Genomic DNA, 13,741 nt, shown 5'->3' with positions numbered 1-13,741 from the left:
ACGGAATTTTGTTAATGATTCGGCACCGCTGTCACCTGGCCGGACCGGCTAAATACACGAATCGTCAAACCGTTCATTCCAGCCACACTCTCCTGATCTGCTGTTTTTTTCGTTGTTTTGTAGAAAAAAGGCACGCAAGTAGGTGCTGTTTGCATGGTCGAAGCTGGTTTTAATCGCATTAGTCAATTTCTGAGCGACTTGTTCGCATCGCTGGTCTCCTTGCTCAAAGTGGCAATTCGTGGTCGGCATGCCACTCGTTTACCGGATCGGCAATTCCCCATTTGCTCCGTTCTGGGCAACGGGCCGTCGCTCAACGAGTCGTTAGCGGATCAATTCGACTTTATCCGGCAAACCGAAATTGTGTGCGTCAACAACTTTGCCCACGCAGCGGTTTTTTTCCGGCTTCGGCCACAGGATTACGTTATATCGGATCCTAATTATTTCGTTTTTACCGAACAGACCACCGACCGCGACGACATTCGAAAAACCCTGTCCATTTTTCAGGAGCAGGTTACCTGGCCTATGTTCCTGTACGTACCCCATTTTGCCAAAGGCTCTTATCTGCTGAACGTCATTGAGCAGACCAACCCACAAATAAAGGTCGTCTACTTTAATTATACGGTTGTCCGTGGTTTTCAAAAGTTAACTTACTGGCTCTATTCGAAGGGCTTGGGCATGCCCCAGGCGCAAACGGTTATCATTGCCGCCCTGACGCTGATGATCAACCGAAAGTTCGATACCATTTACCTGTTCGGGGCCGATACATCCTGGCATGAACAAATCAGATTAAATGATCAAAACCAGCTCTTGATCAAGCAGATACACTTCTACGACAAACCCAAAGATTTAACGCACCAGCCCGTCTATTCCGATGCGCAGCGGCAGCGCACGTTTTCGATGGCGTCGCAGTTTTTATCCCTGCACAAAGTATTTCGGGGCTACGAAGTGCTACGCAACTATGCCGACTATCGGGGTGTTCAACTTATAAATGCCAGCGCTAAGAGCTATATCGATGCGTTTGAGCGAACGCCCGTGAACCAGCCGATTAGCCACTAAAAAGCTGACCGATCGCGTTTTAGGTTCGTGTTAGCATTCATGCCGAACCGTCCAACTTGACTTATTCATTATCAACTCATGCTTGACCTCAGCAATAAATCCATTTTAATCACCGGTGGTACCGGCTCTTTTGGCAAGAAGTTCGTGGAAATGATGTACCAGCGTCACCCGAATCTCAAACGCCTGGTGATCTACTCCCGCGATGAACTGAAGCAGTTTGAAATGTCGCAGTACTACCCGCAATCGAAATACAAATCCATTCGGTTTTTTATTGGCGATGTGCGGGATGGCGAGCGGCTCAAGCGTGCCTGTGAGGGCGTCGACATCATTGTTCACGCGGCCGCGCTGAAACAGGTCCCCGCAGCCGAATACAACCCGATGGAGTGTATCAAAACCAACGTGTTCGGGGCCGAAAACGTCATCAACGCAGCACTGGATAATGGCGTCCAACGCGTAGTGGCTCTGTCGACAGACAAAGCCGCTGCGCCAATCAACCTGTACGGCGCTACCAAACTTTGCTCCGACAAGTTGTTTGTCGCTGCCAATAACATGAAAGGCAGCCGCGATCTGCGGTTCTCGGTCGTTCGTTATGGCAATGTAATCGGGTCGCGGGGATCGGTTGTTCCCTTCTTTCTCGAGAAACGGAAGGACGGCGTCCTGCCCATTACGCACCCCGACATGACGCGTTTCAATATTTCGCTCGAAGAAGGCGTTGAAATGGTCTTTCATGCGCTCGAACACGCCTGGGGTGGCGAGATTTTCGTTCCTAAAATTCCCTCCTACCGTATTACCGATGTCGCAACAGCCATCGGCCCTGACTGCGAACAGAAACTGGTGGGCATTCGTCCGGGCGAGAAACTTCACGAGGAAATGATCACCGAAACGGACTCGCTCAATACAGTCGAGACGGATAAATATTACGTTATTACCCCGTCAACCCCAACCTGGAGCATTGACGACTACATGAAAGCGTTCAATGGTCGTCAGGTGGATATGGGTTTCAAGTACAATTCCGGCACCAATACCGAGTGGCTCGACGTAGATCAACTGCGGGAGCAAATCCGGGAGCACGTGGATCCAGCCTTTTCGGTTTAATTAATTGTTCCGGACAAAAGTCCAACGCTATTGACTCTCACGAGCCCTTGCAAAGGCCTTGAACCCAGCAAGCAACCTATGAATCAACCCATTCCCTACGGTCGGCAGCACATTACGGACGAGGATATTGCCGCTGTTGCCGACGTGCTGCGCGGTCCCTTTTTGACCCAGGGGCCCCATATCGGTGCGTTTGAAAGTGCCTTTGCCCAGTACATTGGCTGTCAGTATGCAGTAGCCGTAGCCAATGGTACGGCCGCCCTGCACCTGTGCTGCATAGCGCTGGGCGTAACGACGGACACCCAGGTGATTACCACCCCGATCACCTTCTCGGCTTCGGCCAACTGTGTCCGGTACTGTGGCGGAGAGGTATTCTTTGCCGATGTTGATCCGGCAACCGCTTTGCTCGACATACAGGCCGTTCGTACGTTGCTCGAACAGCATCCCAAAGGCTATTTTTCGGGTATTATTCCGGTCGATTTCGCGGGTTATCCCGTCGACATGGCCGCTTTCCGCGAATTGGCCGACGAGTATGGCCTGTGGTTGCTGGAAGACAGTTGCCATTCGCCGGGCGGGTCATTTACCGATAAAGATGGCATTGAGCACCGCTGTGGCGATGGCTCCTTGGCAGATCTTGCCATTTTTAGCTTTCACCCGGTTAAGCACATTGCCGCTGGTGAAGGGGGCATGATTACGACAAACGACGAAACCTTATACAAACACCTCCTCCGGCTCAGGACCCACGGCATTACCAACAAACCAGCCGAGTTTACGGAGCCTTACCTGGGAGAACCCGAGCGCGGTGGCTGGTACATGGAGTTGCAGGAACTGGGGTATAACTACCGCCTGACCGACATGCAGGCGGCTTTGGGAAATAGCCAGTTAACCCGCGTCGACGCCATGTTGGCCCGTCGGCAGGAAATTGCCCGACGGTATGACGACGCCTTTGTGGGAACCGCTGTAGACGTTATCGTGCCGCCCGCTGGCGTTGGTCATGCGTATCACCTATATGTGATTCAGGCCGATGACCGGAAAGGGCTGTACGACTTTCTGAGAACTCGAAATATCATGGCGCAGGTGCATTACATTCCGGTACATCTGATGCCGTACTACCGGCAATTCGGCTGGAAACCCGGCGACTTCCCGAACGCCGAGCGGTATTACGCCCGATGCCTTAGCCTGCCCATGTTCCCAACCCTGACCGATGAGGAACAGGCCTATGTCATTGAATCAGTTAAGGAGTTCATTGGCGCATGAGTAACGTAGCCATCATCACGGCGCGGGGCGGCAGCAAACGCATTCCCCGCAAAAATATCCGTCCGTTTCTGGGCAAGCCTATTCTGGTTTACGGCATTGACGCGGCCTTGCAGTCGGGCCTGTTCGATGAGGTCATGGTATCTACTGACGATGACGAAATTGCCGATATCGCCCGGCAATATGGCGCATCGGTTCCGTTCCTCAGAAACTTCGAAACAGCCGATGATTATGCCACTACGGCTCAGGTTCTTGATGAAGTTTTAGCCCAATATGCCCGGCAGGGACAGCTTTTCGATTACGCCTGCTGCCTCTATCCTACCGCTCCGTTCGTAACGCCCGATCTGTTGCGGCAGGCATTCGAAACCCTTACCGAAAAAAAGTTCGATACGGTCTATCCGGTCCAGCCGTTTGGTTTTCCCATTCAGCGGGCGGTGTTCCTGCGCGATGCCAGCGTGCAATGGTATCAACCCGAGTACGCGCTCACCCGCTCGCAGGATCTGGAACCCGCGTATCACGACGCTGGGCAGTTTTACTTTTTTCGGGTAATGTCATTTCAGAAAAACCAGCGCTTGATCACCACTAACTCGGGGGGCCTTGTCATTTCCGAGATGCAGGCGCAGGACATTGATTCTGAAACAGACTGGCAGCTAGCCGAGTTAAAATTTAAATTGCTGACCAGTCAATGAATCAACTTCTTTTCCGGGCAGACGGAAACGCGCAGATCGGCTTAGGCCATGTTATGCGTTGTCTGGCGCTGGCCGATATGCTGACAGGACATTACACCATGCGGTTTGCGCTTGTCGAACCGGCTGCTAACGTTTGCTCGATTATTGAGCAAGCTGGCTTATCCGTGATTTCGCTACCCGAAGCCGATCCGCAAAATGCTTTTTTTGCGCTGATTGAGCCAGATGATGTGGTAGTGCTGGATGGTTATTCGTTCGATGAAGCGTTTCAGCAGTTGGTGCGCTCCCGGGCGAAGAAGCTGGTTTTTATTGACGACTTACTAACCGGGCATCAGGTGGCTGATGTGCTGATCAATCATACTGGTGGCGTTACGGCCGCTGAGTATGATGCCGCTCCCGATACGCAGTTTTACCTGGGACCACACTATGCGTTGCTTCGGCCTGCGTTTTTGAATCCGGCCGGTTTTGGGTCCGCACCAGCAGACGGCCCCATCTTCGTTAGTCTGGGTGGAGCCGATCCGCAAAACATATCTCTAACGGTCCTGGAAGCTATTTGGCAGGTTGATTCGACACTGCCCGTTCATCTTGTTCTGGGGCCATTTCATCCAAATCGGGCCGCTATCGACGCTTTTCAACACCAGCTTCCCAACCTGACGATTCTGCAAAATCTGACGGCTCAACAAATGGTCGAGGAAGTAACGGTCTGTCGTTTGGCCATCACGGCTTGCAGCACAATAGCCTACGAAGTGTGCGCCATCAACCGTCCCCTCATCACCGTCGTGACAGCCGACAACCAGGCGCGGCTGGCGCAGTTTTTATCGGAAGAAAAGCTCGCCTTATCGGTCAACTTCCCGACGTTATTGACACGCTTGACCCCGGTTATTGCGTTGGATCAGATGCTGAAACTTGCCATTCAATCCTTTGAGTTTTCGCCCGACATTGTGGCCGACTCGTTAGCGAATCAACGTCGGTTTTTCGACGGTCGATCGCCCGAACGATTCCGGGCGCTCTTTCAAACTTTAGTTTGAGACTAGTACGTTGTGCCAATTAAATACGTAATTCGATACGTCAAGACGTTCTGGCTACGACTATGCTTACCTATCGAACTGCCCAACCCGCTGATGCCCGGCTTTATTTCGACTGGGCCAACGACCCCGATACCCGTCGGCAGTCGTTCCATTCTGCGCCTATTTCGCTGGAAACGCACACGTCCTGGTTTTCGCGCAAACTAGCCGACCCGAATGCCTTATTGCTCGTCTTCACGGATGAAACAAAGCAGCCGGTTGGTCAGGTACGTTTTGAGCGAACGCCCGTTGCGGATATGCCCGATGAAATCATCATCGGCCTATCGGTCGATGCCCGGCATCGGGGCAAAGGATTAGCCTTTCAACTCATTACAGAAGGATGCCGGGTATGCCGGAAAGAGTGGGGAGCCGTTACGATTCATGCCTACATCAAACCCGAAAATCAGGCATCGGTACGGGCCTTCGAACGGGCTGGTTTCAGATTGTCGGGTGAAAGCGGTAAATTTGACGTTTCAGGCCGGGCCACGATAGGCCGGACCACGCCAGGCGGGCCCACATCAGTCCCTGATAAGCCATGTCTGCTTTACGTAAACAGTCAATGAGTACGAACCAACCGATCCAGGTTGCCCAATATACCATCAGCCCAGCGCATCGGCCGTTTGTTATTGCCGAGATGTCGGGCAACCATAATCAGTCGCTCGAGCGAGCGCTGGAAATTGTCGACGCCGTGGCCGATGCCGGGGCGCACGCGCTCAAACTACAAACCTACACCCCCGATACCATCACGTTTAATGGGGCAACGGAGGAGTTTTACATTCGGGATGCCAAGTCGCTTTGGGCTGACAAAAATCTGTACAAACTCTACGCCGAAGCCTACACGCCCTGGGAATGGCACAAGCCCATTTTCGATCATGCTAAAAAGCGAGGCATGATTGCCTTCAGCTCGCCCTTCGACACGACTGCCGTTGATTTTCTGGAGTCACTCGATGTGCCGCTATACAAGATTGCGTCTTTCGAGAATACCGATCATATTCTGCTCAAAAAAGTAGCGCAAACGGGTAAGCCCGTCATTATGAGTACGGGTGTAGCGTCCGTTGCGGACCTTGATGAATCGGTCAAAATTCTGCGGGCAAACGGCTGTAAAGATTTGATCCTTCTCAAGTGCACGAGTACTTACCCTGCCACGCCCGAAACGACCAACTTACAGACCATTCCGCACATGCGGCAGTTGTTCGACGTGCCCGTTGGCCTATCCGATCACACGATGGGAATTGGGGCGGCTATAGCAGCTGTGGCTTTAGGTGCCGTCGTTTTGGAAAAGCACGTGACGCTGCGCCGGGCCGATGGTGGTGTCGACTCGGCCTTCTCCCTGGAGCCGGACGAACTGAAAAATCTCGTCATCGAAACCGAACGGGCGCATCTGGCGATGGGACAGGTTAGCTACACGCTGACGCCCAAAGAGGCCAAGAGCTTGCAGTTCAAACGATCATTGTACATCGTGCAACCGATAAAGGCGGGTGAACCATTCACTCCCGAAAACGTCCGCAGCATACGCCCGGCCAATGGCCTGCATACCCGCTACTACGACGACATCCTTGGCAAAACTGCCACCACCGACATCTCCGCAGGCACAGCGCTGACGTGGGACTTAATAAATCAATGATGAATTATAAATGATGAATGATAACTAGTGCTTCAGGTTCATCATTCATAATTCATCATTTATAATTCATCATTCACCACGTGGGTATCATAAAACGGCAAACCATTCAGAGTTCAATTTACACTTACGCGGGTGTGGCTGTTGGCTTTTTTACGCAGGGACTCTGGTTTCCGAATTTATTTGAAGGAACCCAGGTGGTCGGGTTGTTGACCCTGCTGATCTCTCTGGCACAGGTGCTATCCCAGGCATCGAACCTGGGCATAAATGGTGCGGGCGGACGGTACTTTCCGTTTTTTCGCGATGCCGAAAAACAGCATAATGGCTATCTGTTTATTGCCTGCCTGACTACGCTCGTTGGTTTCAGCTTATGTGTATTAGGCCTATGGCTGGCGCGCCCCTGGATCGTTGTGTGGTATCAGAAAGATTCGGCCCTGTTTGTCGAATATTATTACCTGCTCATCCCACTCACCTTATTTACCGTCTATTTTACCGTTTTTGACAATTACGCCCGTTTGCTCTACGACCCCGTTACAGGAACCCTCCTGCAACAGTTTGTGCAGCGTATGTTGATCCTTCTGGCGGGGGTACTCTACTGGCTGGGCTGGGTTACGCTTCCGCAGTTTCTGGGCGTCTGGCTGGTGGCCTTTTTCGTTCCGTTGATACTTATGGTTATTAGCGTTGCCCGGGATGAGGCTTTGTTTCTCAACCGCAGGTTTGTGTCCCTCGGTGCGGATTTGCGCCGAAACATGATGCGTTATGCCGGATTGACGTTCACCTCGGCTCTCTCAACACAGATTGTCTGGACGATTGATAAATTTATGATCAACAGCAGACAGGGCCTTGGCGATACGGGTATTTATGGCACAGCCTCCTATTTTGCTACGGTTATTGCCATTCCCGCCACAACGTTGTACAAAGTTTCTGGTACGCTGATTGCCGAATCCTGGAAAACGAATGATCTGGAAAACATTGCCAGCATCTATCGAAAAAGCTGTTTAAATCAATTGATTGCTGGCTGTCTGGTCTTTGTCGGCGTGGCCGCTAACCTGCCCAGTGTGTTCCGGTTTTTACCCGCCAGTTATGAAACTGGTTATTACGTAATTTTATGGCTTGGGCTGGGCAAACTGATCGACATGGCAACCGGCGTAAATGGTGTTATTCTGAACACATCCCGCTATTACACCTACGACTCGTTGTTCTTTGTGGCACTCGTTTTCATTACCATTGCGGCTAACTTATACCTGATACCCCGTTTTGGCATTAATGGAGCCGCTATAGGAGCCGCGCTGGCAACAACGCTGTTTAACCTCGCCCGGACGCTGTTTGTGGGGTTTGCCTTTAAAATGCAGCCGTTTACCTGGCGAAATCTGGTCGTCATTTTACTGGGTCTCGCCGTATGGTGGATCGTGGTACAGCTTCCTTATCCCGACGCAAATGCCCCAAAATGGCGCTTCATTCTGGACATCGGCTGGCGGTCGGCATTGATTAGCGGCTTGTTCGGTGGATCGGTCCTCGCCCTAAAATTGTCATCGGACATCAACCAGACGGTAGATGGCCTGAAAAAACGTTTTTTACATTAGGTATTCAGTTTATGGTTTGTGGTTCACAGTTCCCGCTACAAACCGTAAACTACGAACCGTAAACCACGAACCTTCTTCCCATGTGGGTCTTTCGCTTTTTATTTACAGAAACAGCCCGGCTCCTGCGCTCAGCGGAAGGGCGTCGATTGCTGGTGTTAGCCCTACGCTACGGCAGTAAACCGCGCAATCAGGCTACGGATATTACGTTCGGAAAATACCGGTTTCGGGTACCGGATGCACTGTCGTTTGTCTGGCAATTCCGGGAGATATTCGTGGATGAGTTCTACCGATTCTACAGCACCAGTCCCGCACCTGTCATCTTCGATTGTGGGACTAACATCGGCACGAGTGTCGTGTATTTTCATCAGACTTATCCCAATGCCCGAATCGTAGCCTTCGAAGCCGATGAGCAAATCAGCGCCATTTTGCAGGATAACCTGCGAAAAAATCAGATTTCGGGTGTCGATGTCGTCACTAAAGCCGTCTGGACGAATGACGAAGGCATTTGGTTTGGCAGTGACCAGGCCGACTCGGCGTCGATTTTCTCTCAAACTGACCGCAAGCTCGTTCCGTCCGTCCGATTGCGCGATGTTCTATTGCGCGAAACCCGAATCGATATGCTCAAAATGGATATAGAAGGGGCCGAAACGGCAGTGCTTACCGACTGCCGGGACGCCCTGGCTCACGTTCAAAATCTTTTCGTCGAATTTCATGCCTACCTCGACCATCCGCAAACGCTGGCGGAGGTCGTTCAGGTACTCGAAGCCAGTGGTTTTCGGTATTACATCAACACCAGTCAGTACCGACACGCTCCGCTGGTCAACCATCGCTACAAAGGCAACGACAGCATGGATTTACAATTGAATATCTTTGCGTACAGAAAATAGATTGGTGGTTTGTGGTGTATGGTTTGTGGTTGGCCCATTCCATGGCCTGTGAGGACACGAGCCGCGGAATGGGCCAACCACAAACCGTAAACCACAAACCACTACTCACAAACCAAATGATCGACAAAATACTTTCCCGTCCTGAATTTCAGACAGAGCCACCTGTGCTGGTGGACATCGGTGCATCGGGGCAATTGCATGGTCGCTGGAAAGCATTTGCCAAATACGCCGTGTGCATTGCGTTCGATGCCGACGACCGTGATTTTGGCTATGTAGAAAGTGAGTCTGGCCATTTTCGGAAGCTGTACACCTTTAACAACATTGTTACCGGACCAACGGCGGAGGACGATAGCGAAACGGCAGACACGGGCCGGGCAGACTTCTACCTCACCGAGTCGCCCCATTGTTCGAGCTTGCTTCGTCCCCGGCCCGATCTGATTCAGGAATACGCCTTTGCGCCTAAATTTGAACCAACCAAAGTGGTTCAGTTAAAAACGCGGAGCCTGAAGTCTACGCTCGATAGCCTAAAGATCAAACAGGTCGACTGGTTCAAAACTGACTCGCAGGGCACCGACCTTCGGTTGTTTCGCAATCTTGGGCCAGAGCGGGCAAAGCAGGTTATCACCGCCGAGTTTGAGCCGGGCATTGCCTCGATTTATGATGGCGAAGACAAGCTCTATCAGGTTTTGCAATTCATGGAGGAAACGGGCAGTCACTGGCTCGCCGAACTGATTCCTAAAGGCTCACCCCGTATTACTCCTGCGTTGTTAGACAGCTTCACCAGCCAGCCATTGCTGAAGAAGTTCGTTCTGTTTTCGTTGAAAAACAGCGCCGTTTGGGGCGAAATGACCTACCTGAACCGATTTGCCGACGAAACGACGCTCACACAACGCAACCTGTTGCTGGGCTGGGTTTTCGCCACAACGTTGAGGCAACATGGCTTTGCGCTGATTTTAACCCAAAAAGCCAGAAGTCTTTCTTCGGACCCAATCTTCGCCGAAATGGAATCCTATTCCCGTCGGCGGATTTGGGGACGCGTAGTTGGGTTGGGCTTCTGGCCCGAAGTCGTTAAAAAATTCGATAAACTACTGGGGCGGTGAGAGTTACACACCTGAGCAACTACCACTTATTTGGCGGGGCGGCCGTGGCGGCCAACCGGCTTCATCGAGCCTTGCAAAAACAGGTGTGGACCGATCACAGCATTGAGAGTACGATGCTCGTAGGCGTACCCAATCGACTCGAGAAACATAAACCCGAGCCCGGAGTGCTTTACCTGGCGAACAATTTTTTGGCTGAGCAAACGGCCTTTGGGCGATTTGTGGCCGAACGATTGTACTTCCTGCCCCACGAGCGCGACCCTTCGGTACGGTTTCAGTTCTCGCCCGCCAGGTTTGGCGCTACCCTCAATTTTCATCCAGCCATTCAACAGGCCGATGTGCTGCATCTGCACTGGATCAACTTCGGTTTTTTATCGCTCGAAGGCCTGCGGTCACTATTTGCCTTACAGAAACCCATTGTCTGGACATTACACGACCAGTGGGCTTTCACGGGTGGGTGCCATTACTCGCGTGGCTGCGATCATTTCCTAAGCCATTGCCGGAACTGCCCTTATTTGAAAAAGCCCGGTGAACATGATTTATCCAACAACGTTTTCGAGAAAAAACGGGCACTTTTCCATGACGCGGAGGTGCATTTTACTCCACCCAGCCATTGGCTAGCCAACGAAGCCAGGCGGAGTGCGTTACTGCGGGAGTTTCCGTTTACGGTTATTCCCTACGCCATCGATCAAATGGCTTTCCGGCCAATGGATTGGGCCGAGACTAACATGCAGCTCAACCTGCCCAATACAAACGAACCCTTAACCGGTCGGTCGCCCCGACTTTTGTTTGGCAGTGCGAACGTGACAGATGTCCGCAAAGGGTTCAGGCAATTTGCCGAAGCCCTGACGTTACTCAGCCAGCAACACCCCAACCTGGCACTCGAAATTATTTTATTTGGCAAGGGCCGCTCCTATCTGTTCAACGAGTTACCTTACACGGTTCGACACCTTGGTTTATTAACGGCAGAAGAGGATATTGTAGCTGCTTACAACGCAGCCGATGCGATGGTTGTGCCTTCTCTGGAAGACAACCTTCCTAACACGGTCATTGAGGCCCTGGCCTGTGGCACGCCAGTGGTCGGTTTTCGTACGGGGGGCATTCCGGAAATGATCGACCATCAGCAAAATGGTTATCTGGCTGATATTGGGTCGGTACAGCAACTCGCGGATGGTCTGGCGTTTATTTTAACGCATCCTAACCCGAAGGAATTACGTCAGAACGCCCGTCAGTCAGCCGAAGCCCGTTTTTCAGAAGATGTCGTAGCCCGGCAACATATTGATTTGTATCACAAAATGTTGACTGATAAATTGAGTAAATGATTGAATAGGTGCGCCAATTATTCACTCAATCTATCAATCTATTAGTCAGTCATTCATCTATGCCGCCAACCATCTCCATCATTACTATTACGTACAATGCCGAGCGATTTCTGGAGCGCACGATTCAAAGCATCGTTGACCAGCAGGCAACGGATATTGAGTATATTGTGATTGATGGGGCCTCGACGGATGGCACGTTAGGTATTATCAAGCAACATCAAACAGACATTGCGCGCTGGTTTTCCGAACCTGACCAGGGGCTGTACGATGCCATGAATAAGGGACTTCACCAGGCCACGGGGCAGTATGTCTGGTTTATGAACGCCGGTGACGAAATCTACGACGCTGACACCGTAGCGAAGCTGCTGGCCCGCATCAATACCACCCATGCCGATGTGTATTACAGTGATGCGCTCTTTGTGCGCGACGTTTCTGAACAGGGTACTATCCGGACCGTTCCAGTTGGCTTACGCAGTCAGGTGACCCCCCATGATTTGCCAAAAAATTTGGACTGGCACGATATGGCGCTCGGTATGAAAGTGTGCCATCAAGCCTTTGTTGTCAAACGGGCCCTTGCTCCCGACTATTTGCTTACTAATCTGAGTGCCGATTTAGACTGGGAAATCCGATGCCTGAAAAAGGCCCAAACTATCGAATATGTGCCTTTTGTCTTGTGTAGGTATCTAATTGGTGGATTGTCCGTGCAGCAACATCGCCGATCGCTCACAGATCGATTTAAGGTTCTCGTTCGGCATTTTGGCCTGCTGACTACGTTGTTCAATCATATCCAGATTGTTCTACGGGCGGGGCGGTTTAAAGTCAATACATAATTTGCAGTAAGTTGACGAGGAAAAAACAATATTTGGTAGCATGTGATAAAGAGACAAGGCAAAATAGAAAAGTTAAAACCACTTTGTTTCAGCCTTTTTGTGAAATTTGTGTGAAAACAATGGGATAATTCCCGGTTCAGTGCCCATAGATTAATAAATGCGGATAAATTTGCGGGGTTTAAAACGATACCCTCGTAACCTTTTGTGAAATTTCCTTAAATAATTGATTTAACCTATGAAACGAGTAGCTGTTTTTACCTCGGGTGGGGATGCACCGGGTATGAACGCCTGTATCCGGGCTGTGGTTCGGGGGGCGGTCTATCACGGGCTGGAAGTTTTCGGTATCCGCCGGGGGTACAGCGGAATGATAAATGGCGACATTTTTCAGATGTCTTCGCATTCGGTAAGTAATATCGTACAACGCGGAGGTACCATTCTGAAATCGGCCCGCAGCAAAGAATTCATGACCCCCGAAGGTCGTGCCAAAGCATACGATCAACTTAAGAAATTTGATATTGAGGGCTTAGTAGCCATTGGCGGCAACGGTACGTTTACCGGTGCCACTCTCTTTTTCGATGAGTATGGTATTCCAACTGTTGGCGCACCCGGCACCATCGATAACGACCTGTATGGAACCGACCACACCATTGGCTTCGATACAGCCGTTAACACAGCGCTTGAGGCCATCGATAAAATTCGGGATACAGCCGACTCGCACGACCGGATTTTCTTCATTGAGGTAATGGGCCGGGACTCTGGTTACATTGCCATTCAGTCGGGTATTGCTGGTGGTGCCGAAATGGTCATGGTGCCTGAAGTGCTAACGCCCATCTCAGAAGTTATTGAAACCCTGAAATCGGGTTGGAGTCGTCAGAAATCCTCTTCGATTGTGGTCATTGCAGAAGGTGAAGAAGCCGGTAATGCCACGGAGATCGCCGAAAAAATACGTCAGCAAATCCAGTCCGACATTGACATGCGGGTTACAACCCTGGGTCACATTCAGCGGGGCGGCATACCAACCGCTTACGACCGGATTCTGGCCAGCCGTCTGGGGCTTGGTGCGCTGGAAGGCCTAATGAATGGCGAACAAAACGTAATGGCGGGTATCATCAACAACGAACTGGTCTACACACCGTTCCGCGATACCATTCGGCTACCCAAGCCAATCAGTGAAGATTTACTGAGGATGGTAAAGATCCTGTCTGTTTAATCCACTCTGTCAGACCTATAAGGTTTCTGAAACCTTATA

General features: G+C 51.2%; 14 protein-coding genes. 13 read left to right on the top strand and 1 reads right to left on the bottom strand.

Annotation, left to right across the window (positions count from 1 at the left end; all coding sequences use genetic code 11):
- Nucleotides 1-11: 11 nt before the first annotated feature.
- Entirely contained in the window at nt 12-155 is a 144-nt protein-coding gene (locus ACYVAM_RS07620) for a hypothetical protein (protein WP_461065524.1), read from the bottom strand.
- Here ACYVAM_RS07620 and ACYVAM_RS07615 point away from each other — a divergent pair.
- From ACYVAM_RS07615 to pfkA, 13 genes are all read left to right on the top strand, one after another.
- A complete protein-coding gene (locus ACYVAM_RS07615; RefSeq protein WP_461065522.1) occupies nt 154-1,056 on the top strand; it encodes a hypothetical protein in 903 nt (300 codons plus the stop codon). The genes ACYVAM_RS07620 and ACYVAM_RS07615 overlap by 2 nt on opposite strands.
- 78 nt (nt 1,057-1,134) lie before the next feature.
- Complete coding sequence (pseB, locus tag ACYVAM_RS07610; protein WP_461065520.1) at nt 1,135-2,151, top strand: UDP-N-acetylglucosamine 4,6-dehydratase (inverting); 1,017 nt, start codon at nt 1,135-1,137, stop codon at nt 2,149-2,151.
- A 78-nt stretch (nt 2,152-2,229) separates the two neighbouring features.
- The gene (gene pseC, locus ACYVAM_RS07605) at nt 2,230-3,405 is read left to right on the top strand and encodes a UDP-4-amino-4,6-dideoxy-N-acetyl-beta-L-altrosamine transaminase (RefSeq protein WP_461065518.1); all 1,176 of its coding nucleotides are present in this window, start codon (nt 2,230-2,232) and stop codon (nt 3,403-3,405) included.
- Complete coding sequence (gene pseF / locus ACYVAM_RS07600; protein ID WP_461065516.1) at nt 3,402-4,091, top strand: pseudaminic acid cytidylyltransferase; 690 nt, start codon at nt 3,402-3,404, stop codon at nt 4,089-4,091. The genes pseC and pseF overlap by 4 nt, the downstream gene beginning before the upstream one ends.
- Nucleotides 4,088-5,116, top strand: a complete 1,029-nt coding sequence (pseG, locus tag ACYVAM_RS07595) for a UDP-2,4-diacetamido-2,4,6-trideoxy-beta-L-altropyranose hydrolase (RefSeq protein ID WP_461065514.1) — start codon at nt 4,088-4,090, stop codon at nt 5,114-5,116. The genes pseF and pseG overlap by 4 nt, the downstream gene beginning before the upstream one ends.
- 62 nt (nt 5,117-5,178) lie before the next feature.
- Nucleotides 5,179-5,715, top strand: coding sequence for a GNAT family N-acetyltransferase (locus tag ACYVAM_RS07590; protein WP_461065512.1), 537 nt, complete (start codon nt 5,179-5,181; stop codon nt 5,713-5,715).
- A complete protein-coding gene (pseI, locus tag ACYVAM_RS07585; RefSeq protein WP_461065510.1) occupies nt 5,712-6,776 on the top strand; it encodes a pseudaminic acid synthase in 1,065 nt (354 codons plus the stop codon). The genes ACYVAM_RS07590 and pseI overlap by 4 nt, the downstream gene beginning before the upstream one ends.
- Before the next feature lie 80 nt (nt 6,777-6,856).
- Nucleotides 6,857-8,356, top strand: a complete 1,500-nt coding sequence (locus ACYVAM_RS07580) for a lipopolysaccharide biosynthesis protein (protein ID WP_461065508.1) — start codon at nt 6,857-6,859, stop codon at nt 8,354-8,356.
- Between the two features lie 80 nt (nt 8,357-8,436).
- Nucleotides 8,437-9,243 (top strand): FkbM family methyltransferase, encoded by an 807-nt coding sequence (locus ACYVAM_RS07575; protein WP_461065507.1) that lies wholly within the window; start codon nt 8,437-8,439, stop codon nt 9,241-9,243.
- Nucleotides 9,244-9,359: 116 nt separating this feature from the next.
- The gene (locus ACYVAM_RS07570) at nt 9,360-10,343 is read left to right on the top strand and encodes a hypothetical protein (protein WP_461065505.1); all 984 of its coding nucleotides are present in this window, start codon (nt 9,360-9,362) and stop codon (nt 10,341-10,343) included.
- Nucleotides 10,340-11,662, top strand: coding sequence for a glycosyltransferase family 4 protein (locus ACYVAM_RS07565; protein ID WP_461065503.1), 1,323 nt, complete (start codon nt 10,340-10,342; stop codon nt 11,660-11,662). The genes ACYVAM_RS07570 and ACYVAM_RS07565 overlap by 4 nt, the downstream gene beginning before the upstream one ends.
- A gap of 59 nt (nt 11,663-11,721) precedes the next feature.
- Nucleotides 11,722-12,492 carry a glycosyltransferase family 2 protein gene (locus tag ACYVAM_RS07560; RefSeq protein WP_461065501.1) on the top strand — a complete coding sequence of 257 codons (771 nt, stop codon included), beginning with the start codon at nt 11,722-11,724 and terminating at the stop codon, nt 12,490-12,492.
- 235 nt (nt 12,493-12,727) lie between these two features.
- Entirely contained in the window at nt 12,728-13,702 is a 975-nt protein-coding gene (pfkA, locus tag ACYVAM_RS07555) for a 6-phosphofructokinase (protein ID WP_460937486.1), read from the top strand.
- The last annotated feature ends 39 nt before the right edge of the window (nt 13,703-13,741 follow it).

The sequence above is a fragment of the Spirosoma horti genome, from assembly GCF_054776595.1.
This window is presented reverse-complemented; position numbering and strand designations above follow the sequence as displayed.

Bases quoted from the DNA above. Each gene is read 5' to 3' on its own strand.
- pseI (WP_461065510.1), top strand. From the start codon at position 5,712: ATGAGTACGAACCAACCGATCCAGGTTGCCCAATATACCATCAGCCCA.
- ACYVAM_RS07570 (WP_461065505.1), top strand. From the start codon at position 9,360: ATGATCGACAAAATACTTTCCCGTCCTGAATTTCAGACAGAGCCACCT.
- pseF (WP_461065516.1), top strand. From the start codon at position 3,402: ATGAGTAACGTAGCCATCATCACGGCGCGGGGCGGCAGCAAACGCATT.
- pseC (WP_461065518.1), top strand. From the start codon at position 2,230: ATGAATCAACCCATTCCCTACGGTCGGCAGCACATTACGGACGAGGAT.
- pseG (WP_461065514.1), top strand. From the start codon at position 4,088: ATGAATCAACTTCTTTTCCGGGCAGACGGAAACGCGCAGATCGGCTTA.
- ACYVAM_RS07575 (WP_461065507.1), top strand. From the start codon at position 8,437: ATGTGGGTCTTTCGCTTTTTATTTACAGAAACAGCCCGGCTCCTGCGC.
- ACYVAM_RS07620 (WP_461065524.1), bottom strand. From the start codon at position 155: ATGCAAACAGCACCTACTTGCGTGCCTTTTTTCTACAAAACAACGAAA.
- ACYVAM_RS07590 (WP_461065512.1), top strand. From the start codon at position 5,179: ATGCTTACCTATCGAACTGCCCAACCCGCTGATGCCCGGCTTTATTTC.
- pseB (WP_461065520.1), top strand. From the start codon at position 1,135: ATGCTTGACCTCAGCAATAAATCCATTTTAATCACCGGTGGTACCGGC.
- ACYVAM_RS07615 (WP_461065522.1), top strand. From the start codon at position 154: ATGGTCGAAGCTGGTTTTAATCGCATTAGTCAATTTCTGAGCGACTTG.
- pfkA (WP_460937486.1), top strand. From the start codon at position 12,728: ATGAAACGAGTAGCTGTTTTTACCTCGGGTGGGGATGCACCGGGTATG.
- ACYVAM_RS07560 (WP_461065501.1), top strand. From the start codon at position 11,722: ATGCCGCCAACCATCTCCATCATTACTATTACGTACAATGCCGAGCGA.